The following is a 19,619-nucleotide window of genomic DNA, read 5'->3' as shown; positions in this document are numbered from 1 at the left end:
CGCGCCGAGGCTCTACGACGTGGACCCCAGCGGGCGGGCCCGGGCGATCAGGAGGGCCACGTCGTCGCGGTCCCCCTCGTCCCGCAGTGCCACGAGGAGGTGGTCGCAGACCTCGTCCAGGGACCCCTGCGGCTCGGAGAGCAGATCGAGCAGTGTGTTGATGCGGGCATCTATGGCGTCGGAACGCGTCTCGATCAACCCATCGGTGTAGAGCACGAGTTGGTCGCCGCTCTCCATCTTCACAGTCGTCTCCTGGAAGGCGACGTCCCCCACACCGAGAGGTGTCCCCGTGGGCAGGTCGAGGAGTTCGGGGCGCCGGCCGGGCCTGACCAGGATGGGCGGCAGGTGGCCCGCGACGGCGATCCGGCACTCGCCGCGGTGCGGGTCGTACACGGTGTATATGCACGTGGCGAACGCGGGGTCGAGTTCGGCGGCGGTGTGGTCGAGGTGGCGGAGCACCTCGGCCGGCGCGAGGTCCAGGTCCGCCAACGTGCGGGTGGCCGTGCGCAGTTGGCCCATGGTGGCGGCGGCGTTGATGCCGCTGCCCATCACGTCACCGATCACGAGGGCGGTCTTGTTCCCGGCCACCGGGATGGTGTCGAACCAGTCGCCGCCGATCTCGCTGGCCGACTGGGCGGGCTGGTAGCGGTAAGCGATCTCCAGGCCGGGCCTGCGGGGCGGCCTGGGCGGGAGCAGGTGGCGCTGGAGGGTGAGGGCGGTGCGGCGTTCACTCTGGTACGAGCGGGCGTTGTCGATGCAGACCGCCGCGCGGGCGGCCAGCTCGCCGGCCAGGACGACGTCGTCCTCGTCGAACGGCAGCTCGTTCCTCGCGCGGCCCAGGTCCAGCGCGCCGAGCACCTCTCCGCGCGCGATGAGCGGCACCGCAAGATAGGAGTGCAGCCCCGCCCGGGACAGGACCCGGGCGGACTTCGGGTCGGGGGCGATGCGCTCCAGGTCCGCTTCGCTCACGTGCTCCACCAGCACCGGACGCCCTGAGGTCACGCACTGGGTGATGTACCGGTCGGCCGCGTAGCTGGCGATCTGCCCGGGGGTGTCGGCGGCGTGGAGCGCGTTGGTGGAGTAGGCCGCCGTCACCGCCAGTGCCCGGAACAGAGCGGGTCCTCCGGCGGCCGGGGTGGTCTGGCGCAGGCCCTGGAGCACGGCGTCGAGTATGTCGACCGCCGCCAGGTCGGCCAGCTCGGGGACGACCACCGACGCCAACTCGTGCGCGGTCTGCTCGACGTCCAGAGTGGTGCCCACGATCTTGGACGCGTCGGCGATGAAGGCCAGGCGCCGGCGGGCCCGGGCGGCTTCCTGCGAGGCCCGGTGCTGTTCGCTCACGTCCACCACGGAGATGGCCAGGCCGAGGACCCGGCCCGCCGGGTCGTCCAGCCGGTAGTAGGACACCGACCAGGCGTGTTCCACGTCGGAGGCTCCGCCGGGTCGGCCGATGGTGAACTCGTTGAGGACCGGCGTGCCCGTGGCCATGACCTGGCGCATCGTGGCCGTGATGGCTTCGGTGTCCAGGAACGGCAGGGCCTCGCCGACGCCGCGGCCGATGTGCTGCTCGGCGGGCAGGGCGTTGATGCGTTCCAGCGCGGGGTTGACCATCACGTAGCGCAGGTTCGTGTCCAGTACCGCGAGCCCGATGGGCGACTGGGCCACTAGCTGCACGGACAGCGCAAGGTCCCTCTCGACGCGGCGCAGGAGGGCCTGATCGCTGGCGATGCCGAGGGCGTAGACGTCTCCGAGCTCGTCGTGGAGCCGCATGTTGCGGAACTCCACCAGGCGGGTGCTGCCGTCCTTGTGGCGTACCGGGAAGACGCCGGCCCAGCTCCGGCCGCTCTCCATGACCTCGGCGAACAGGCCGAGCACGAGATCCTGGTTTTCCGGGGCGACCAGGAGCGGCGCAGCGTACTGCCCCAGCGCCTCCTCGGCGGTGAAGCCGAACAGCTCCTCGGCCTGCGGGCTCCACAGGCAGATCCGGCCCTGGGCGTCGATCATCACCGCGGCCACGGCCAGGGCGTCCAGAAGGCCGCCGGGCTCGGAAACCGTGCCCGCCGTTGTCAGGCCGGCCCGCGACGAACCGATCGCATCCATCCAGTCACCTCCCCAGAATCGCCGGGGTCCGAGGGACTGCTGAAAGGGATCAGCCCGGTTCGGGATGTCATCGACTCCATCGAGGACGAGTATTTTGTCAGCCGGAGCCCCGGCGTGTACTGCGGTCCAGATTCTCGGCCATAGTGCCTCCAGACTCCCCACGGCATTTTATGCCCCTTTCCAGGGGAAGGTCATGTTCGCTTCCTCCGCTACTGGTGGGTCGCGGCCACACGGGGCCGACGGTTGCAGCGCACACCGGTCATCGCCAAGCCGTCGACCGCCGCGGGGGACAGCTCGGACTCCCGCAAGCCGGACAGGGGCATCCAGGTGACGGCGCTGGTGGAGTCGTCCCCCTTGGTCACCACGGGAGGGCCGGGCTTGAGGTCGACGCGGTAGAAGAGCCCCACCAGATGCCAGTCGATGCCGAGCCGGTGAGCGGTGTACGTCCTCGCGTCGACCAGCCGGGCGTCCAGGAGCTCCAGGCCGGTCTCCTCGTACAGTTCGCGCCCCAGCGTCTCGCGCGGCTGCTCCCCCGGGTCGATCCCGCCACCGGGCAGGTGCCACAGGCCGGGCTCGAACACCGGCGAACTGTCCGCGAGTTGGGTGAGCAGCAACTGCTCGTCCATGACAGCGACCGCATACGCCGAGACTCGCGAACGCATCTGACCTCCCACGTTGCACCGCTGCGGACATCGCCGTCCGGATGACGGCTGATGCAGGGGAACAACCTATCGATCACGGGCGCCGCACGGTCGGGAATCACGGTGAACGCATGGAGCCCGCACAGCGCGTCAACGTGCCACGCCGATCAGCTCCGTGCGGGTCTCCCGTACGGGTATGGCAGAACATGGCACATGTCCGCTCGTTGAGATACCTGAGGACGCCTTCAGGTTCCTGTCGTGGCGACGGCAACCGGTGCACACCCTGAGGGCGAGCCTCCGTCAAGGCCCCCTCCGCGCCCCCACCGGGTAGGGAGGGGGCCTTCCTCGTCGTACCGCCCCTCGGCCGGCCGCGTCGGCATCAGCCGATCGGTTGACCCCGGTGTCGTCCGTCGGGCTCCCGCACCGCAGACGGCAGGCCGACCGGTGAGCGCGGGACGCCGCCGGAGAATGGACTCCGGAACGGAAATCGGAGGCACCCCCCGTTCCTTCCCTACGGATCCTTCCCTACGGACATGGAGCACCGAGATGCACGACCGCGACCGCCGACTCCTGGAGGCCGCCCGGCGCGGTGACGCCGCCGAGGTGCGCGCCGCACTCGACGCCGGGGCCTCGGCAGAGACCTGCGACGAGGAACTGCGCTCCCCGCTGTTGCTCGCCGCCCTCAACGATCACGTCCAGGCCGCGCGGGTCCTGGTCTCGGCCGGCGCCGACCCGGACGCCCAGGACCGGCGCCACGACAGCCCGTGGCTCGTGACCGGCGTGACCGGCAGCGTCGCGATGATGCGCGTCCTGCTCCCGGCGGGCCCGGATCTCACTCTGCGTAACCGCTATGGGGGTGTTTCGGTGATCCCCGCCAGCGAGCGCGGCCACGTCGCGTACGTACGGGCGGTGCTCCGGGAGACGGACATCGACGTCAACCACGTCAACGATCTCGGATGGACCGCTCTGCTCGAAGCCGTGATCCTCGGTGACGGGGGCCGGGCGCACCAGGAGATCGTGGAGCTGCTGCTCGCGGCGGGCGCCCGTCCGGATCTCGCGGACGCGGAAGGCGTCACGGCCTTGGAACACGCGCAACGCCGCGGCTTCGATGCGCTCGCGGCGCTGCTCAGGGCCGCGTCATGACGGCCCGCGCGCGCGGTGCGCTCGGGGCAATGGCCGTCGTCCTCCTCGCGGCGGGGTGCACCGCGACCGGCACCGCCGACTCCACCGCGCCCTCACCACGGGCAGCCACCGTCATCCCTTCGGTGCCGGCGCCCCCGCGAACCGCTCAAGGCACGTTGCTGGTGGCGGACTTCGGCAGCGGCACGGTCACGTTCGTGGACCCGGAGCGCGGCGCCCTCGACTCGGTGAAGGTGGGCACCGCACCGTACGGGCTCGTCGTCGGCAAGGACGGCCGGGCGTGGGTTGCGACGGCCGAAGGGGTGGCCGTCGTCGACACCGAGACGCGCGAGAACGTCGGCCGCATCCCGTACACGACGGAGACCGGCCCCGCCACGACCGGCGAGTACCGCGGCGGCGGCATGGGCATCGCCCTCGCACCCGACGGAAAGCATGTCTACGTGGGCGTCAACGTGCCTGACAGGAATGGAGTGTTGGAGGTCGTCGACACGGCGACGCGGAAGGTCACGGACACCGTCCCGGTCGGCCGCCGCCCCTTCGATGTGGATGTGGCCCGCGACGGCAGCGAGGTGTACGCCACCGGCCACGACTCGTTCGACGTGACCGCCGTACGCACGGACACGCTCACTCCGCGCCGGTTCGAGGTCGCCCCGTACGGCACGGAGGGCGGTCTCGGCTCGTGGCTGAAGCCGCACTACGCCGCCGTGCGCGACGACGGAAAGCTCCTGCTGCCCTTCGAGGGCGAGAAGCTGGCCGTGCTCGACCCGCGCACCGGCAAGGTCGCCGTCGAACCGATGACCGCCGACACCCACCAGCACGGCGCCCGGCTCACCCCCGACGGCACGCTGCTCGCCGTCGGCACAGGCCCGATCAGCGCAGGCGACAACGACGCCTCGCTGACCATCCGTACCGCCGAGGGGAAGGAGCGCGTCGTCCCGCTAGACGGCCCGCACGAGGATGTCGCCGCGTCGCGCGACAGCCGCACCGCCTACGTCACCGGGGGCTTCACGCGAGACGGATTCTGGGACGGGATCACCGTCGTGGACCTGGAGAGCGGGAAGACCCACCGGCTGCCCGCAGGTCATCGGCCGCTGGGCATTGCCGTTCTGTGACCATGCCCAGCCCCGCACGGGCCCGGCTCCGACTCAGATGCGAACCGGCAGCGCGATCGGATAGGTGCCGTCCCCCGCGAACCCGACGCGCTCGACCGCCTCCCGCTCGACGGCCAGCTCGAGGCTGTCCCGGCGCAGGAACAGCTCGTCGAGGATCACCTCGGTCTGGAGGTTGGCGAGCGCGGCGCCGATGCAGCGGTGCGCGCCGTGTCCGTACGCGATGTGCCCGGCCCCGCGTGCCACCTCGCGTGTGAGGTCGAGCCGCGTGGCGTCGTCAAAGCTTCCCGGGTCGCGGTTGGCGGCCAGCAGACCGCTCGTCACGCCCTCGCCCTGGCGCACCAGGACGCCGCCGAGTTCCACGTCCTCGGTGGCGTACAGAGTGGCGCCGACCCGTACCGCCGACACATGGCGGAGCAACTCCTGGACGGCACGCGGCAGCAGGTCGCGCTCCGCCCGCAGCCGGACCGTCTCCTGCGGGTGGTCGAGGAGGGTGAGGACCGCGTCGGTGATGAAGAAGGCGGGCGGCGCGATCCCCGTGTTGATCAGCAGGAAGACGAGCGCGATCATCTCCTGGCGCGTCAGGCGCTGCCCCTCGGCCGCCGTGGCGCTGGAGCGCAGCAGATCGGAGACAAGGTCCTCCTTGGGCGCCGGGCCACGGAGGTCGAGCAGCCCGCCGACGTACTCGGCGAGGTGGTCGATGCCGGGCAGGAACCGGTCCGGTTCACCGGACTCGTAGTCCCTGATCCAGCCGCTCACCTTCGGCCGGTCGGCCGCGTCCACGCCGATGATCTCGCAGATGACGTCCGTCATGACCGGGTAGGCGAAGGCGCTCAGGAGGTCGAACTGGTCCCCCTTCGCGACGAGTTCACCGGTCACGTCCTGGACGATGCGCTCGATGCGCGGACGCAGCGCGGCGATCCGGCGCGGCGCGAAGGCCCGCATCACGTGCGTGCGCAGGCGGGTGTGCTCGGGCCCGTCGACCATGACGAGGATCTCCAGGTACTGCCGGTACTCCGGCGGCAGCCCCGCGTCGTCGAGCAGTTCCGCGCCGACACCCCCGCCCTGCGCACCGGGAACCTTCGCCAGGTCCCGTACGAAGCGGGTGTCCGCGAGAGCCGCCTTCACCACGTCGTAGCGCGTGGCCAGCCATACGGGGGTCGTGGTCCCCGGGAGTGTCACCCGCACCAGCGGGACGTCGTGGCCGTGCGACGCCTCGTCGATCTGAGTGTGGGTCAGTTGCAGTGGCGCGGCGGTCGGATCGGTCATGTCCTCACTCCGTTTCGCGAGCACGTATCCCCTGACGTGATCTCGGTCGCCAGCATCCAATGGAACACGGATACGGGTGGGTGGCGTGACCAGTTCGTGATCCAAGGGTAAACCTCGCGCTCAGCGGCCGGAATCGCCTCCGGAGAGCCGCTCAACGGCCCGGGACGTAGTCGCTGCTCTCCGCCGGGCGGCCTTCTGTTCGCGTGCGGTGTCCCGGACCCGCACGGACGCCTCGTCCGCCGCCTCGGCAGCGGTGCGCCGCTCCTCCTCGGCATCGCCGAGCTGAACCGTCAGGAGCGCGACGCGTTCGTCCGCCGCGGACCGCCGGGCTGTGGCCCGCTCGTGCTCCTCCTCGGCACGGCGCACCTCGTCGTCGCGACGGCCCGCTTCGGCCGCGGCCTCGGTGGCTGCCTTCATCGCCTCCTTCAGGCGGACGCGGCGCTTCTCCTCAGCGGGGTCGGGGGCCTTGCTTGCGGCGGCGGGAGTGGGCTTTTCGTCCTTCTTCGACACCTGCGCGAGGGGCGCCGTACCGGGGAAGTCGGTGGACACGGTGGGCACCTTCGTGAGCCTGCCGGTGGCCCACTGCTCGGCGACCTCCGCGTCGGCCAGCGCCGCGTGGAGGATCTGTTCGACCTCGTGCAGGACGCTCAGGCTCACCGGCTGGCCGGCCCGCCTGGCGAGTCCACCAGCCTGTCGCGCGAGGCCCGCGATCAGCACGTGCTGCTGGTGGCTGAGAGTCCGGAACTGCTCCGGGTCGAGCGTGCGGTGCGCTTCCCGCAGCGCCTCCGCGAGCTCGAGGAGCTGCCCCGCCTCCTCCGTCTCACGCGCCAGGAGGTTCGACACCCAGGCGGCGAGAGTCGGCTTGCGGAAGGCGGCGATCCGGCGCGCGGCGGCCGTGTCCCCGGCCCGCTTCGCCTCGGCGACCTGCGCGTTCCGCGCGGCCATGAACTGTACGGGCGGCAGGCGGTAGAGATCCTCCGCGACATCATCTGCATCCACACGCCCACTCTGCCGTGCGGGCGGCGCGCGCGGCTGAGACGCGCCGGTCGCCGTGCTTCAGCAGGACTGGGGCGCTGCGCTCGGCTTCGACGCGGCTGCGCTGTGGAGCGCCTGGGCCGAGGACCTGCGGCACACCCCGGTCGCGTACGGCCACTTCCGGAGGAGGCGCCTGCCGAGGTCACGAAGGAACTTCGGGACCTGCTGGGGGTGCCTGACGCACCCCGCCCCGCGGTCAGCGCGAGGCCAGCACGCGGTCGAGGGTCAGTCGGCCCGCCCGCCCCCACGTGGGCTTGCCGCCGGGCAGGCCCTGGTCCCCTGCCCGGCCGATCGCGACGAGGGACAGAGCCTGCAGGACGGCCCACCCGCGGGCACGTCGGATCATGGCCTCGTCGGCGCGTTCATAGGCGTCCAGGAAGCCTGCGGCGGAAGGCAGCAGGAGCCACCCGGCCGCGAGGTCCATCGCCGGATCACCGGCACAGAGTTCGCCGAAGTCGACAACGCCGGAGAGTGTGCCGTCCGAGACGACGACGTTCGCGGGGTGCAGGTCTCCGTGGAGCCACACCGGCGGCCCCTCCCACGCGGGAGCCGCTACGGCCTCGTCCAACACGTCCCGGACGCCTTCGGGCACGTGGGCGGCGACGGATCGGACGGCCTCGTCGAAGTGATGTGAGATCGCGGCGAGGGGAACTCCGCGGCCGGAGTTGGCCGGTGCGTCCGCGGGCGCCTCCTGGTGGAGCGCCGTCAGGAAGCGCGCCAGCGCGTCGGCGGACTCCCCGCCCTCGCTGATCGGCGAACGGTCCGCCGGCTCGCCGGGGACCCATTCCGCGATGGTCCAAGGGTGTGGGAAGAGGTCGGACGGTTCGGCGAGCCGGAGGGGCGTGGGGACCGGGAGGGGGAGCCTCTGGGCGAGGAGCGGCAGCCAGCGGTGCTCCTTGCGCAGCAGGTCCGGGGCACGTGGCGTACGCGGCAGACGTACGGCCAACTCGTCGCCCAGCCACCAGAGTTGGTTGTCCCAGCCTCTCACCGACTGATGGAGTTCCAGCGCCGCCAGATCCGGATACCGCTCCTCGATCAGCGACCGCACCAACTCTTCGCCGATGGCTTCGTCGCATGCTTCGCCGATGGCTTGGTCGATTGCTTCGTCGACTGCTTCGCCGAGCGGCTCGTCGATCTCGTGGTCAGTCATCCGGAGAGCCTGCACGACCGGCGAGGCGATCGCCCGCCTCCGTGCGCCGGTACACCACACGTCGCCCCACTCTCGTACCAACGACCATGTTCGCCTCGCGCAAAACGGCCAGGTGGCCGCCGACCGTGCCGAGCGACTGCCCCAGTTGCGACGCGAGTTCACTGCTGGTCGCGGGGCGTTCCAGCTCCTGGAGGAGGGCGGCGCGGCCGGTGCCGATCAGCCGTTCCAGAGCCTGCGCCGCTCGCGGCCGCCCGGTCTGCTCGGCTGTGCCGCGGGCCGGGTACACCAGGGCGTACCGGTCGGGAGGCGCCTCGGCGAGCCAGGTGCCGCTCGTCACGCACACCGGGACGAACAGCATTCCGCCCTCGCCGACGATGCAGTCGGGGCCCGGCTGGTCGCTGAAGCGGATCGCGTCGGCGCCGACCCACGCACTGCGCCGGTTCATGTGCTGGAGCGCCCTGGGCCAGCCGTACGCGGCGAGCAGCCCCGCCCGGTACGTGACGTCCCGTTCCAACAGGGCGCGGCGGCGCGGCCAGTCCGGCGACACATGCGTCTCCCACACGTGCCGGAAGAGGTCGGCGGTCCGGGCTCCCCACCCGTGCCCGGTCAGCCACTCCAGGTCGTGGCGCTTCCAGCTACGGGCCACCGCCGCGTCGAGGTCCGCGCGTATGTCGTCGTCACGGGCCGCCGCGACGACCCTCAGTTCGTCGACGAGCGTGGTGCGCATTCCGCCGGACGGCGGGCGGCTCAGGTAGCCGGGGAGGTACTTGGTCGAGCAGATCAGCTCGACGAGGCCTCTGGCGAACGGGTCCGCGTCGAGCGCGGCGTGGAAGGCGCCGTGGTGGCGGGTGTACCAGGAGGTGAGCCACGGGTCGGAGCAGGGCGCCATCAGGACGCTCATCGACCCCAGCGTCTCGGCGCTCGGCGACAGCGCGAACCGGGACTGTGACAGGGCCATCGAGCTCAACCGCAGCAGCACCATCTTTCGCCTCCTGCCGAAACGTTAGCTTGCGCACCCGCGGCTCCCCACACTCGGGCCGATGCGTTACTCCCTCCTCCAACAGGCCGCGTTCCGCTCGTTCTTCGCCGGACGTCTGGTATCCCTGCTCGGAAGCTCGATGGCTCCGGTCGCGCTTGCCTTCGCCGTCCTCGACGCCTCGGGCAGCGGCCACGACCTCGGCGTCGTACTCGCCGCCCACATGCTGCCGCTGCTCGCGTTCCTGCTCGTGGGCGGCGCGGTCGCCGACCGGTTCCCGCGCCGGACCGTCCTGGTGGCCGCCCATCTGGGGGCGGCATTCACGCAGGGCGCCGTCGCCGCGCTCCTGCTGACCGGGCACTACTCGCTGCCGCTGGTGACCGCCCTCGAGTTCGCAGGCGGCGTGCTCGGCGCCTTCACGACACCGGCGCTGCGCGGCGTCGTCCCTCAGCTCGTCGCCAAGTCCCTTCTGCGGCAGGCGAATTCACTCCTCGGTTCGGCCCGCAACGTCACGAAGATCCTCGGTCCGAGTCTGTCAGGTGTGCTGGTGGTGACGGTCGGGAGCGGGCCCGCCATCGCGTTCGACGCGCTCACCTACCTCGTCGCGGCCGGTTTCCTCGCACGGCTCTCCCTCACCGGCACCTCTGAGGCGTCACAGCGAGACACGGTGCTGGGCGACATCCGCGACGGATGGAGCGCGTTCCGTGCGATCCGGTGGGTGTGGGTCGGAACCCTGTCCTTCTGCCTGCTGAACCTCGTCCAGACCGGAACGTGGCAGATCCTCGGCCCTCAGCTCACCCGGCAGCTCAGCGGCGAGACGACCTGGGGTTTCGTGCTCAGTGTGCGCGGGGCCGGCATGCTGGCGTCGAGCCTGCTGATGTACCGGATGACGGTGCGGCATCTGCTGCGGTTCGGGCAGGTGGCGGGGGTGCTGGGCGCGCTGCCGCTGCTCGCACTGGGGGCACAGGGGCACGCTCCATGGCTGGTCCTGGCGGCGTTCGTCGCAGGGCTCGGCTCCTCCGTCACCGCGGTCGCGTGGGACACCTCGCTCCAGGAGCACGTCCCCGCGCACGTGCTGTCGCGCGTCGCGTCCTACGACGACCTGCTGTCCTATCTCGCGATTCCGGTCGGGCAGCTGTGCGTGGGCCCACTGGCGGAGACGTTCGGCGCTTTCCGGGTGACCGCTGCAGCCGGGGCCGTCTCCGCCGCGGCCAGCCTGATCCCCCTGGCCTCCAGAGCCGTACGCCGACTGCCCCACGCCCAGCCCGACACGTCCGCACCGACCACACCCACCGCGCCTGGCGCACCCGCCACACCCGCTCCGCAGAAGTTGCCCGAGTCAACACACTGCGCGCCGTCCTGACCGTCCTGCTCGAGACCGGCACCGGCAACGCGGTCGCCGACCTGCTCGACCGCATCGGCGTCCCGTGACCGTTCAGATCCCGCGCCCGTGAGCCCTCGACGGCGGCGCTCCGTCGGGGTATGCGTCGGCGGCATGGTCCGCCATGGGCCGGCCGTTGAGAAGCGGGCGGAGCAGGTGCCGCGTGGGTACGCGTTCGATGACGAGGAGCGCGATGTCGTCGTTGAGCTGCCCGCCGGTGTGGGCGAGCAGGTCGCGGTGAATGTGGTTCAGCAGGGAGTCCGGGCCGCCGGCGGGAAGGGACGGGAATGAGGCGACCCGCTCGGCGAGCGGGTAGAAGGCGCCGGTGGGCGAGCGGGCCTCGATGACTCCGTCGGTGTAGAGGACGAGGAAGTCACCGGCCGTGAAGGCGAAGCGGTCGCTTCGGAGCGGGGGACCGGGGAGTTCGCCCATGCCCAGGGGTGGTGCGGACTGACGTGGCGCAAGCTCGGTGACCTGGTGTTCGCGCACCAGCAGTGGCGGCGGATGGCCGCAGGTCACCATCTCCGCGTGCGGGCCGTCGTCCGGGATGTCGAGCACGAGGGCGGTGACGAAGTGCTCTCCGGCGTCGTGCTCGGTATCGGCGACCTCCTCCAGGTTCCGGGCGACGCTGTCGTCCATGGCCGCCACCAAGTCGGGCAGCAGAGCGTGGCGGTGCGCGCCCTCGCGGAACGCCCCGAGCACGACCGACGCCTCACCGATGGAGGCGAGGCCCTTGCCCCGTACGTCACCGATGAGTGCGCGGGTGCTGGGGTGGGCGGCGCGGGCGACCGCGAACAGGTCGCCCCCGATCTTGGCCTCGTCCCCCGCGGCCAGGTAGAGCCAGGCCACGCGCAACGGACCGACCTTGCGGGGCGGCGGCCTCAGCAGCACCCGCTGCGCCGCCTCGGACACCGACCGCACCCGGTTCAGCTCCTGGCGGCGCCGTTCCCCCGCTCGGCAGAAGATCACGATCAGTACGGAGAGCAAGGTGATGGCGATGATCTGCGAGATGTGGTTGGCCGTGCCCAGACCGCCGTGCAACGCCCCTATGAGGATCTGAGCGCCCACGGCCAGGAGCCCGACCAGGGCGGTGAGCCGGGGGCCTGCGATGGAAGCGGTGAGGGCCGGTGCGATGACGAGCAGCGGGCCGAGGTGGACGTCGGTCGGGGAGTGGACGTCCACCAGGGTGATGACCACGATCAGAGCGAGCGGAACAACCACCAGACCGTGGCCCGATGGCCGCTCCAGCTGGCGATCCATCGACCATCGCCGGAATCTCACATGGGAAATTTTATACCCGCGTGACTCCGTCGCCCTGTCGCACGGACGGCGCACCAACGCCCCCTAATCCCCTGCGACCTGCGCGAATACCATGCGCACCCGGTGCACCACTCCCCCGGTGCGGGTGCGCCACTCGGGCGTTCCCACGCCCCCGCCCGCAGGACGCGGGCCGCCACCAGGACCGCCGGACCACCACACAAAAGGGAAGTAAAACTGCTCAGTCAAACTGGACAGGTACACCTGTCAAATCTACGGTGGAGCCATGAGCAAGAACGCCGTGACCCCGCCACGTACCCGCCAGGGGCTGACCCGCCCATGAGCAACCCCGACATACCCGCACCGGCGGCAGAGGGCCTCTCGGCAGAGTCCGAACCCGGGCCGCACGGCGCCCCGGCGGGTCAGTTCGACCGCAGGCTGATCCCGCCGATGATCCTCGGCTCGGTCCTGAACCCGATCAACTCCACGATCATCGCCGTGGCCCTCGTCCCCATCGGGGTGGCGTTCGGGGCGCCTCCCGCGCAGACCGCGTGGCTCATCTCGGCGCTCTATCTGGCCACCGCGCTCGGGCAGCCCGTCGTCGGACGGCTCATCGACCTCTTCGGACCGCGACGCCTCTTCCTGATCAGCACGTCTCTGGTCGGCATCGCGGGCATCGCCGGCACGCTGGCCCCCAACCTGGGCTGTCTGATCGCCGCACGCGTGCTCCTCGGCTTCGGGACCTGCGCCGGCTATCCGGCCTCGATGTCCCTGCTGCGCAGCGAGGCGGAGCGGACCGGCCGGGACAGTCCCGGCGGCATCCTCACCACGCTCGCGGTGTCCAGCCAGACGATCGCCGTCATCGGCCCCTCGCTCGGCGGGCTCCTCATCGACGTGGGCGGCTGGCGCGCCACGTCCGCCCTCAACGTCCCCCTCGCGGCGGCCGCCCTGATCCTCGGCGCGCGCCGGCTGCCCGTGCAGGCCCGCCCGCGCCGCACGGGCGGCAGGAGCATCGCGTCCGAACTCGACCTCCCCGGCATGGCGCTGTTCGCCGCGCTGCTGTTCTCGCTCCTGCTGTTCCTGATGAACCTGCACGCCGACACGTGGTACCTGCTCGCCATCGCCGCAGCCGCGGCCGCCGCGTTCGCGGTACGTGAACTGCGCGCCCCCGTACCGTTCATCGACCTCAGAGTGCTCGCCGGCAACACCCCGCTGCTCGCCACCTACGGCCGTGCCCTGGTCGCCTACGTGGTCTCGTACGCGTTCCTCTACGGCTTCACGCAGTGGGCGGAGGAGGGCCGTGGGCTCTCGCCGTCACAGGCCGGCCTCGTACAGCTGCCGATCTTCCTCACCGGCATCGCCGTCTCCACCCTCACCGGCCGCCACAAGTCGATCCGCGGCAAGCTGCTCATCGGCGCGGTCTTCCAACTTGCCGCCTGCACACTGCTGTTGAGGCTCGGCGGCACGAGTCCCATCTGGATACTGCTCGCCGTCGCCCTGATCTTCGGCGTGCCCCAGGGACTCAACAGCCTCGCTCTGCAGAACTCGGTGTACTACCAGGCCGATCCGGCGCGCGTGGGCACTTCGTCCGGGCTGCTCCGCACGTTCATCTACCTCGGCTCGATGGTCGCCTCCGCGGCGAGCGCGACCGCGTTCGGGCAGCACGCCGACACCGGTGGCATGCACCATCTGGCCTGGTTCATGCTGGGCGCCGGGGCGCTCTTCCTGCTCCTGACGGTGTTCGACCGGGGACTGCGCCGCGTCGCCACCCCGGGCTCCCCCGCCTGATCCAGGAGGTCGGCTACCGTGCCTTCGATGACTACTACAGCGATCGGCACGGATTTCAACACCCCTGTCGGAGAACGCTACTTCGAGGACTACGTTCCCGGGTCCAGCTACGTGTACGGGAGTGTCACGGTGACCGAGGAGGAGATCCTCCGGTTCGCCGGCGAGTTCGATCCGCAGGACATCCACACGGATCCCGAGGCGGCGGAGCAGGGCCCCTTCAAGGGGCTGATCGCGAGCGGCTGGCACACCGCCTCGCTGATGATGCGCATGTACGCGGACCACTACGTGAGCAAGGTCGCGAGCCTCGCCTCCCCGGGCGTCGACGCGTTGCGCTGGACCCGCCCCGTGCGCCCCGGTGACAGCCTGTCGATCCGTACGACGGTGGTGTCCGCGCGCCTCTCGCAGTCCAAGCCCGACCGCGGGATCGTGCACACCGACATCGAGGTGTTCAACCAGCGCGGCGAAACCGTGCTCACGCTGTCCGCGATGAACTTCCTGCGGCGCCGGACGCAATGACGGCGGGACCGGGTCCGACGCGAACGCCACGGCCCTGCTCCGAACGCGAGCCCTCGGTCACGGACCGTCGTCGGGCTCCTCCGGTCGCAGTCGGGGTGCGAAGAGCGTGAACTGGGCGCCCTCGGGATCGAGCAGGGTCACGCAGTCGCCCGTCGTGTCCGCCTCGCAGCCCGTCACCGTTCCGCCGTGCTTCACAGCGGCCTGCGTACACGTGGCGACATCTCCGACGGTGAAGCGGACCTGCCAGTGCGGCCGCAACTGCGGGTCGGGGGCCGATCCCGGCGTCCCGCCGATGAGCGCGGCCACCGGCTGTCCAGCACAGACGAGGACGACCTCCTCGTCCTCGTAGCGCACGTCGCAGCAGCCCGGGCACGTCCACTCGAGGACTTCCCCGTAGAAGATCGCGGCGTCGAACGCGTCGCGGGTGACCAGGCGCAGCCACAGGGGCGCGTCCCGGCGCCACGCGCCGAAGTTGCGGACGAGCGCGCCGGCCCAGATCCCGAAGACCGCGCCGGCGCGGTCGGACACCAGCGCCGCCCGACCGGTCGCGAAGCCGATCGGACCGACCCCCACCGTTCCGCCGCGCTCCTGTACGCGGCCGACCGTCTCGTCCGCGTCGGCCACCGCGAAATAGGGCGTCCACGCGACGGGAACCTGCAGAGCCGGAGCGACCGCTCCGATCCCCGCCACGGCCCGCCCCTGTGAGAGCGCCACCACGAACCGCTCACCCAGCGAGCCCGCGCGGAACGTCCAGCCCAGGACGGCACCGTAGAACGACTGGGCGGCCGACAGGTCGCGCGCCGCCAGGCTCACCCAGCAGGGAGATCCGAGGATCGCGTGGTGCGACGTGGCGTCGTCCGGTCCGGTCCTGGAGATCAACTTGCTGTTCATGAAGGGCCGCCCCCTCTCGGTGCCCGGGGGACTCGGTCAGGGCTCTGCCGGCGACCGGGTACCCCTGACACCAGGTCCGACACACCAGAACTCGACGGAAACCGTCCGCCGAACGTCCATGACCCGCCGTGACGCGACGCCCGCCGAGTCGCATATGGGCACGTGCGGCCGGAGAATCGAAGTGCAGTCGCATGTCGATGCTTCGGACCGGAGGCACTGCTGGGCCTCGTTTGGACCGTTCCCGCGGCCCGCGCCGGCACACCGTTGAGGAGCGAATCCCGATGCTCACTGACATCACTGCGGGCCCCGCCCACCGCCGTCGCACCTCCCGCCACGCCCATGACGACTCCCCCGACACAACGGCGGCTTTCGCGCGCATGGCCGGTCTCGCCGAGGGCCCCGAGCGGGACCTGCTGTGCGAGGAGCTCGTCGAGGCATGGCTGCCCATGGCGCACCGCATCGCCCGCCGCTACCGCAACAAGGGCGAGAGCACGGAGGACCTGGAGCAGGTCGCGGCCATGGGACTGGTCAAGGCGATCAACCACTACCGGCCCGAGCGCGGCCCCTTCCAGTGCTACGCCGTGCCCACCATCACCGGCGAACTGCGCCGGCACTTCCGCGACCGGATGTGGGACGTGCACGTGCCCCGCCGCGTGCAGGACCTGCGCAACAAGGTCCGCGCGGCCCGCCGCGACCTCATCGACCGGCCCGGCAGCCCAGAACCCGGCGTCGGCGCCATCGCCGCGCACGCGGGGCTGACCGAGGCGGAGGTCCTCGACGGGCTCAAGGCGATCGAGAGCTACAGCGCGCTGTCCCTCGACGCAGAGCTCTCCCCGTCCGGCCACGACGGACAGAGCCTCGCCGACGCGCTCGGCGCACCCGACACCGCGTACGACCTCATCACCGACCGCGAAGCCGCCAAGACGGGGCTGAGCCACCTTCCCGAGCGCGAGCGCGCCATCCTCTACCTGCGCTTCTTCGAGGGCATGACGCAGGCCCGCATCGCCGAGAAGTTCGGCATCTCGCAGATGCACGTCTCCCGCCTCATCCACCTCAGCTGCGCTCGGGTACGCGCGGAGGCGGGCCGGGAGTACGGGGCGGCCGACGGCGTGACGGCCGCCTGACACCAGCCGCTCTGCCCGGCCGGCGGGAGGACACTGGGATCAGGGGCTGAGCTCCGCCCCCTGCCCCCGGCCCCTTCGGGAGCAAGGGTGGCAGCCGGCGGGGAGCGGCCGCCGCCGGGATGACTTGGGCGACGGCCGTAGGGCGCGAGGACACAGCGTCTCCCCTCCGCGAGTCCTCGTGCCCGCCTTCCGACGCCCTCCCCACTCGACGAGCGCCTCACCGGTATCGCGGTCACCATGTCTGAGGGGGGCGGGGGTCTACGGGGCACGGCGCGGGACCCCGATCGCGGGTGACGGGAAGGAGGCCTGACCGTGGCGCCGAGACTGGAACTGCCCGGGCGGGGCGAGTCGTACTGGATGCACACCAGCGGCACGACCGCCTACCCGTCTCTCAACGAGGACGTCGAGGTCGATGTCGCGGTGGTCGGCGGTGGAATCGCCGGGCTCAGCACCGCCTGGGAGCTGACGCGCGCGGGCCGGACCGTCGCCGTCCTCGAGGCCGACCGCATCGCCGCCGGAGTCACCGGCTACACCACGGCGAAGGTGTCCGCGCTGCACACCCTCGTGTACGACCGCCTGAGCCGCACGCACGGCGAGGAGGCCGCCCGGCTGTACGCCATGTCGCAGCAGGGCGCGGTGGAGCGCGTGGCCGAGATCTGTGCCGGTGTGGCCATCGACTGCGATCTGGAGCGCGCCCCGGCCTTCACCTACTCGGTCCGCCAGGAGGGCACGGGGGTACTGCGCGCCGAGGCCGAGGCCGCCCGCGAGGCCGGTCTCCCCGCGCGGTACACCGAGGACACCGGTCTGCCCTTCGCCGTCGCGGGCGCGGTCCGGGTGGACGACCAGGCGCAGTTCCACCCCCGCAAGTACCTGCTGGGCCTGGCCGAGGATCTGGTCGCCCAGGGCTGCGTGATCTTCGAGCGGTCCCGGGTGACCGAGATGCTCGGCGGCATCCCGTGCACGGTGACCACCGAGGCGCAGCACACGGTGACCGCGCACGCCGTCGTCGTCACCACCCATTACCCGATCTTCGACCGCGCGTTCCTGTTCGCCCGCCTCCAGCCACGCCGGGAACTCGTCGTCGCCGCGCCGCTCGCCTCCGACCCCGGCCCGCTCGGCATGTTCATCACCGAGGACGAGGGCAGGCGTTCGGTGCGCACCGCGCCGTACGGCGCCGACAGGCGGCGGCTGCTCATCGTGACCGGGGAGAGTTTCACACCGGGTACGGGCGACGCGGCGGCGTCCTTCGCCCGGCTCGACTCGTGGATGCGCGAGCACTTCGCCGTGGAGGACACCGCGTACCACTGGGCAGCCCAGGACAACGACTCCGGCGACGGGATTCCCATGATCGGCCCGCTGCATCCCGGGGCCCGGCACGCGTATGTGGCGACGGGCTTCGGCGGGTGGGGCATGAGCAGCGGCGTCCTCGCCGGGCAGCTGCTGAGCGGGCTGATCACCGGCGACGAGCCGCCCTGGGCCGGGTTGTACGACCCTCGCCGCCTGTGGAGCGCGGTGCGGGAAGCGCCCGCTCTGCTGCGGCAACAGGCCGACGTCGCCCGGCACTTCGTCCGCGACCGGCTGCACACCGCCCATGTCGACTCCGTCACCGAGATCCCGCCGGGATCGGGCGCGGTGGTGCGCGTCGACGGACACCGGTGCGCCGTCTACCGCGCCGAGGACGGCACGGTCCGGGCGGTCTCGGCGCGCTGTACACATCTGGGCTGCATCGTGGCGTTCAACGCGGCGGAGACGACGTGGGAGTGCCCGTGCCATGGCTCGCGCTTCGCCACGGACGGATCGGTGCTTCAGGGGCCGGCCATGTGGCCACTGGCACCGGTGGAGCTGCCGGTTACATCGCTTGCGCCGGATGACGGGGAAGGAGGCCCGAGTGGGCCGTGACAGGACCACCCGTTTCCACCGAGAGATACGGAGAACGACGTGAACGGAACATCAGCTTCGACAGCCTTCCCCGCGGAGGCCCCCTCGTCCCGGGACCTGGTGGAGGTCGTGCTCGGCGGCTGCTCCGCGCCGGACGCCGACGCGGTCTTCCACCTCCTGGGCGACCACTTCGACTCCGACCGCGGCGAGGCCGTCCCCCACGGCAACGAGGGGCCGCGCCCCGCCGCGTGGACGGGCAACTTCCTCGTGGAGCACGCCCCCGCCGAGGTCTCCGGCGTAGCCCTTGCCGGAACGGTCACGGCCGACCTCCAGGGCTGCCCCGTGGCGGTGGAACGCCTCTGCCGGACCCTGGACGCGGCCTTCGCCGTCGAGAAGGTCGGCACCGTCGCCGGCGACCAGGAGGTCGAGGTCCAGCTCCACCTCACCAACCCGTGACCACGCACATCCCCGGTCACTCAGGAGGAGGCCGCCGTGCCCCGAGGGTCGAACGCCAAGCGGGAGCGCCAGTACGAGCACATCAAGGAGAGCGCCGAGGAGCGGGGAGAGAGCAGGAAGCGGGCCGAGGAGATCGCCGCCCGCACCGTCAACAAGGAGCGCGCCCGGGCCGGTGAGTCCCGTACGGCAAGCAGGAGTTCGACGCAGGACATGTCGTCCGGCAAGCGTGGCGGGCAGCGGTCGCACTCCGGCGCCGGAGGCCCCACGTACGACCAGCTGTACGCGGAGGCGCAGCGGCGCAACATCCACGGGCGGTCGTCCATGGACAAGGCGGAGCTCAAGAAGGCCCTCGGCGACTGAGCTCCGCCCGGGCCGGGCTCACTCCGCGGTGGCGACGGCCGCCTCCGGGGCGAGCACCCGCCCGGCCCGGCTCTGCGGACGGCCGACGCGGCGGGCGACGGCCACGCCGAGGAGTGCCGGTGCACCGCAGGACGCCCGGACCGTGACGGATGGGGTCTCCGAGGTGCACCGCGTCCAGCCCGACCACCTGCACCTGTGCCACGGCCCGTCACTGATGGCCGCCTACGCCCGCAACCTGCGGGCGACCGGCCGGGAGGTCCCGGAGCCGGGCCCGTCGCCGGTGGGTACGGACGGTTTCACCGACATGGGCGACCTCACGCACGCCCTGCCCGCCATTAACCCGGCGATCGGGGTGCTGGGCGCCCAAGGCATGCCGCGCAGCCGGCAGTTCGCCGAGGAGGTCTCCGGCTCGGCCGGGGACGAGGCGGTACTGGACGGCGCACTGACGATGGCCCGGACCGGCCTCGGCCTGGCCATCGCCCCCCAGTGACCCCACCCGCTGCGTGGGGTCACGCCGGGGCTGACCGGCCCGGCGCACTGGGCGCTCA

18 protein-coding genes and 1 pseudogene are annotated in these 19,619 nt (G+C 71.6%); 11 read left to right on the top strand and 8 right to left on the bottom strand.

The features are described from left to right. Positions 1-12: 12 nt before the first annotated feature. Together OG574_RS42685 and OG574_RS42680 are read right to left on the bottom strand one after the other, a co-directional pair. Positions 13-2,100, bottom strand: coding sequence for a SpoIIE family protein phosphatase (locus OG574_RS42685; RefSeq protein ID WP_326777609.1), 2,088 nt, complete (start codon positions 2,098-2,100; stop codon positions 13-15). 209 nt (positions 2,101-2,309) lie between these two features. Further along, positions 2,310-2,762, bottom strand: coding sequence for an NUDIX domain-containing protein (locus OG574_RS42680; protein WP_326777608.1), 453 nt, complete (start codon positions 2,760-2,762; stop codon positions 2,310-2,312). Between the two features lie 525 nt (positions 2,763-3,287). On the opposite strand from OG574_RS42680, the gene OG574_RS42675 reads away from it, so the two are divergent. Together OG574_RS42675 and OG574_RS42670 are read left to right on the top strand one after the other, a co-directional pair. Beyond that, on the top strand, positions 3,288-3,884 hold the full coding sequence (locus OG574_RS42675; RefSeq protein ID WP_326777607.1) for an ankyrin repeat domain-containing protein: 597 nt from the start codon (positions 3,288-3,290) through the stop codon (positions 3,882-3,884). Further along, positions 3,881-4,993, top strand: coding sequence for a YncE family protein (locus tag OG574_RS42670; RefSeq protein WP_326777606.1), 1,113 nt, complete (start codon positions 3,881-3,883; stop codon positions 4,991-4,993). The genes OG574_RS42675 and OG574_RS42670 overlap by 4 nt, the downstream gene beginning before the upstream one ends. A 33-nt stretch (positions 4,994-5,026) precedes the next feature. On the opposite strand, the gene OG574_RS42665 is transcribed toward OG574_RS42670, so the two are convergent. Further along, the gene (locus OG574_RS42665; RefSeq protein WP_326777605.1) at positions 5,027-6,259 is read right to left on the bottom strand and encodes a cytochrome P450; all 1,233 of its coding nucleotides are present in this window, start codon (positions 6,257-6,259) and stop codon (positions 5,027-5,029) included. 120 nt (positions 6,260-6,379) lie between these two features. Continuing rightward, complete coding sequence (locus tag OG574_RS42660; RefSeq protein WP_326777604.1) at positions 6,380-7,258, bottom strand: hypothetical protein; 879 nt, start codon at positions 7,256-7,258, stop codon at positions 6,380-6,382. 43 nt (positions 7,259-7,301) lie between these two features. Between OG574_RS42660 and OG574_RS42655 the strand changes: the two are divergent. Then, a pseudogene (locus OG574_RS42655) lies at positions 7,302-7,462 on the top strand (alpha/beta hydrolase); the annotation flags it as partial. 28 nt (positions 7,463-7,490) lie between these two features. Here the strand turns inward: OG574_RS42655 and OG574_RS42650 are convergent. Both OG574_RS42650 and OG574_RS42645 read right to left on the bottom strand, forming a co-directional pair. Next, positions 7,491-8,444: an aminoglycoside phosphotransferase family protein gene (locus OG574_RS42650; RefSeq protein WP_326777603.1), complete on the bottom strand. Its 954-nt coding sequence runs from the start codon at positions 8,442-8,444 to the stop codon at positions 7,491-7,493. Continuing rightward, positions 8,437-9,426: a winged helix-turn-helix domain-containing protein gene (locus tag OG574_RS42645; protein WP_326777602.1), complete on the bottom strand. Its 990-nt coding sequence runs from the start codon at positions 9,424-9,426 to the stop codon at positions 8,437-8,439. Before OG574_RS42645 ends, OG574_RS42650 begins: the two co-directional genes overlap by 8 nt. 58 nt (positions 9,427-9,484) lie before the next feature. Here OG574_RS42645 and OG574_RS42640 point away from each other — a divergent pair, with 58 nt between their 5' ends. Next, positions 9,485-10,783 (top strand): MFS transporter, encoded by a 1,299-nt coding sequence (locus tag OG574_RS42640; protein ID WP_326777601.1) that lies wholly within the window; start codon positions 9,485-9,487, stop codon positions 10,781-10,783. Between the two features lie 72 nt (positions 10,784-10,855). Here OG574_RS42640 and OG574_RS42635 read toward each other — a convergent pair whose 3' ends face one another. After that, the gene (locus tag OG574_RS42635) at positions 10,856-12,082 is read right to left on the bottom strand and encodes a PP2C family protein-serine/threonine phosphatase (RefSeq protein WP_326777600.1); all 1,227 of its coding nucleotides are present in this window, start codon (positions 12,080-12,082) and stop codon (positions 10,856-10,858) included. A 426-nt stretch (positions 12,083-12,508) separates the two neighbouring features. On the opposite strand from OG574_RS42635, the gene OG574_RS42630 reads away from it, so the two are divergent. Both OG574_RS42630 and OG574_RS42625 read left to right on the top strand, forming a co-directional pair. Beyond that, positions 12,509-13,846, top strand: coding sequence for an MFS transporter (locus tag OG574_RS42630; protein ID WP_326778788.1), 1,338 nt, complete (start codon positions 12,509-12,511; stop codon positions 13,844-13,846). A 27-nt stretch (positions 13,847-13,873) separates the two neighbouring features. Next, positions 13,874-14,362 (top strand): MaoC family dehydratase, encoded by a 489-nt coding sequence (locus OG574_RS42625; RefSeq protein WP_326777599.1) that lies wholly within the window; start codon positions 13,874-13,876, stop codon positions 14,360-14,362. Positions 14,363-14,419: 57 nt separating this feature from the next. Here OG574_RS42625 and OG574_RS42620 read toward each other — a convergent pair whose 3' ends face one another. Further along, positions 14,420-15,253, bottom strand: coding sequence for a VOC family protein (locus OG574_RS42620; protein WP_326777598.1), 834 nt, complete (start codon positions 15,251-15,253; stop codon positions 14,420-14,422). A gap of 281 nt (positions 15,254-15,534) precedes the next feature. On the opposite strand from OG574_RS42620, the gene OG574_RS42615 reads away from it, so the two are divergent. The 5 genes from OG574_RS42615 to OG574_RS42595 all read left to right on the top strand — a co-directional run bounded on the left by OG574_RS42615 (position 15,535) and on the right by OG574_RS42595 (position 19,561). Then, a complete protein-coding gene (locus tag OG574_RS42615) occupies positions 15,535-16,377 on the top strand; it encodes a SigB/SigF/SigG family RNA polymerase sigma factor (RefSeq protein WP_326777597.1) in 843 nt (280 codons plus the stop codon). Positions 16,378-16,734: 357 nt separating this feature from the next. Further along, entirely contained in the window at positions 16,735-18,276 is a 1,542-nt protein-coding gene (locus tag OG574_RS42610; RefSeq protein ID WP_326778787.1) for an FAD-dependent oxidoreductase, read from the top strand. A 39-nt stretch (positions 18,277-18,315) separates the two neighbouring features. Next, complete coding sequence (locus OG574_RS42605) at positions 18,316-18,711, top strand: hypothetical protein (RefSeq protein ID WP_326777596.1); 396 nt, start codon at positions 18,316-18,318, stop codon at positions 18,709-18,711. 36 nt (positions 18,712-18,747) lie between these two features. Continuing rightward, positions 18,748-19,071, top strand: a complete 324-nt coding sequence (locus OG574_RS42600) for a plasmid stabilization protein (protein ID WP_326777595.1) — start codon at positions 18,748-18,750, stop codon at positions 19,069-19,071. A gap of 142 nt (positions 19,072-19,213) precedes the next feature. Beyond that, positions 19,214-19,561, top strand: a complete 348-nt coding sequence (locus tag OG574_RS42595; protein ID WP_326777594.1) for a hypothetical protein — start codon at positions 19,214-19,216, stop codon at positions 19,559-19,561. The last annotated feature ends 58 nt before the right edge of the window (positions 19,562-19,619 follow it).

The sequence above is a fragment of the Streptomyces sp. NBC_01445 genome (genome assembly GCF_035918235.1).
Lineage (GTDB): Bacteria > Actinomycetota > Actinomycetes > Streptomycetales > Streptomycetaceae > Streptomyces.
This window is presented reverse-complemented; position numbering and strand designations above follow the sequence as displayed.

Excerpts from the sequence above, each read along its gene's own strand:
- OG574_RS42665 (WP_326777605.1), bottom strand. The coding sequence starts at position 6,259 with ATGACCGATCCGACCGCCGCGCCACTGCAACTGACCCACACTCAGATC.
- OG574_RS42630 (WP_326778788.1), top strand. The coding sequence starts at position 12,509 with ATGATCCTCGGCTCGGTCCTGAACCCGATCAACTCCACGATCATCGCC.
- OG574_RS42620 (WP_326777598.1), bottom strand. The coding sequence starts at position 15,253 with ATGAACAGCAAGTTGATCTCCAGGACCGGACCGGACGACGCCACGTCG.
- OG574_RS42610 (WP_326778787.1), top strand. The coding sequence starts at position 16,735 with ATGCACACCAGCGGCACGACCGCCTACCCGTCTCTCAACGAGGACGTC.
- OG574_RS42640 (WP_326777601.1), top strand. The coding sequence starts at position 9,485 with ATGCGTTACTCCCTCCTCCAACAGGCCGCGTTCCGCTCGTTCTTCGCC.
- OG574_RS42675 (WP_326777607.1), top strand. The coding sequence starts at position 3,288 with ATGCACGACCGCGACCGCCGACTCCTGGAGGCCGCCCGGCGCGGTGAC.
- OG574_RS42645 (WP_326777602.1), bottom strand. The coding sequence starts at position 9,426 with ATGGTGCTGCTGCGGTTGAGCTCGATGGCCCTGTCACAGTCCCGGTTC.
- OG574_RS42650 (WP_326777603.1), bottom strand. The coding sequence starts at position 8,444 with ATGACTGACCACGAGATCGACGAGCCGCTCGGCGAAGCAGTCGACGAA.
- OG574_RS42685 (WP_326777609.1), bottom strand. The coding sequence starts at position 2,100 with ATGGATGCGATCGGTTCGTCGCGGGCCGGCCTGACAACGGCGGGCACG.
- OG574_RS42670 (WP_326777606.1), top strand. The coding sequence starts at position 3,881 with ATGACGGCCCGCGCGCGCGGTGCGCTCGGGGCAATGGCCGTCGTCCTC.
- OG574_RS42680 (WP_326777608.1), bottom strand. The coding sequence starts at position 2,762 with ATGCGTTCGCGAGTCTCGGCGTATGCGGTCGCTGTCATGGACGAGCAG.
- OG574_RS42615 (WP_326777597.1), top strand. The coding sequence starts at position 15,535 with ATGCTCACTGACATCACTGCGGGCCCCGCCCACCGCCGTCGCACCTCC.
- OG574_RS42625 (WP_326777599.1), top strand. The coding sequence starts at position 13,874 with ATGACTACTACAGCGATCGGCACGGATTTCAACACCCCTGTCGGAGAA.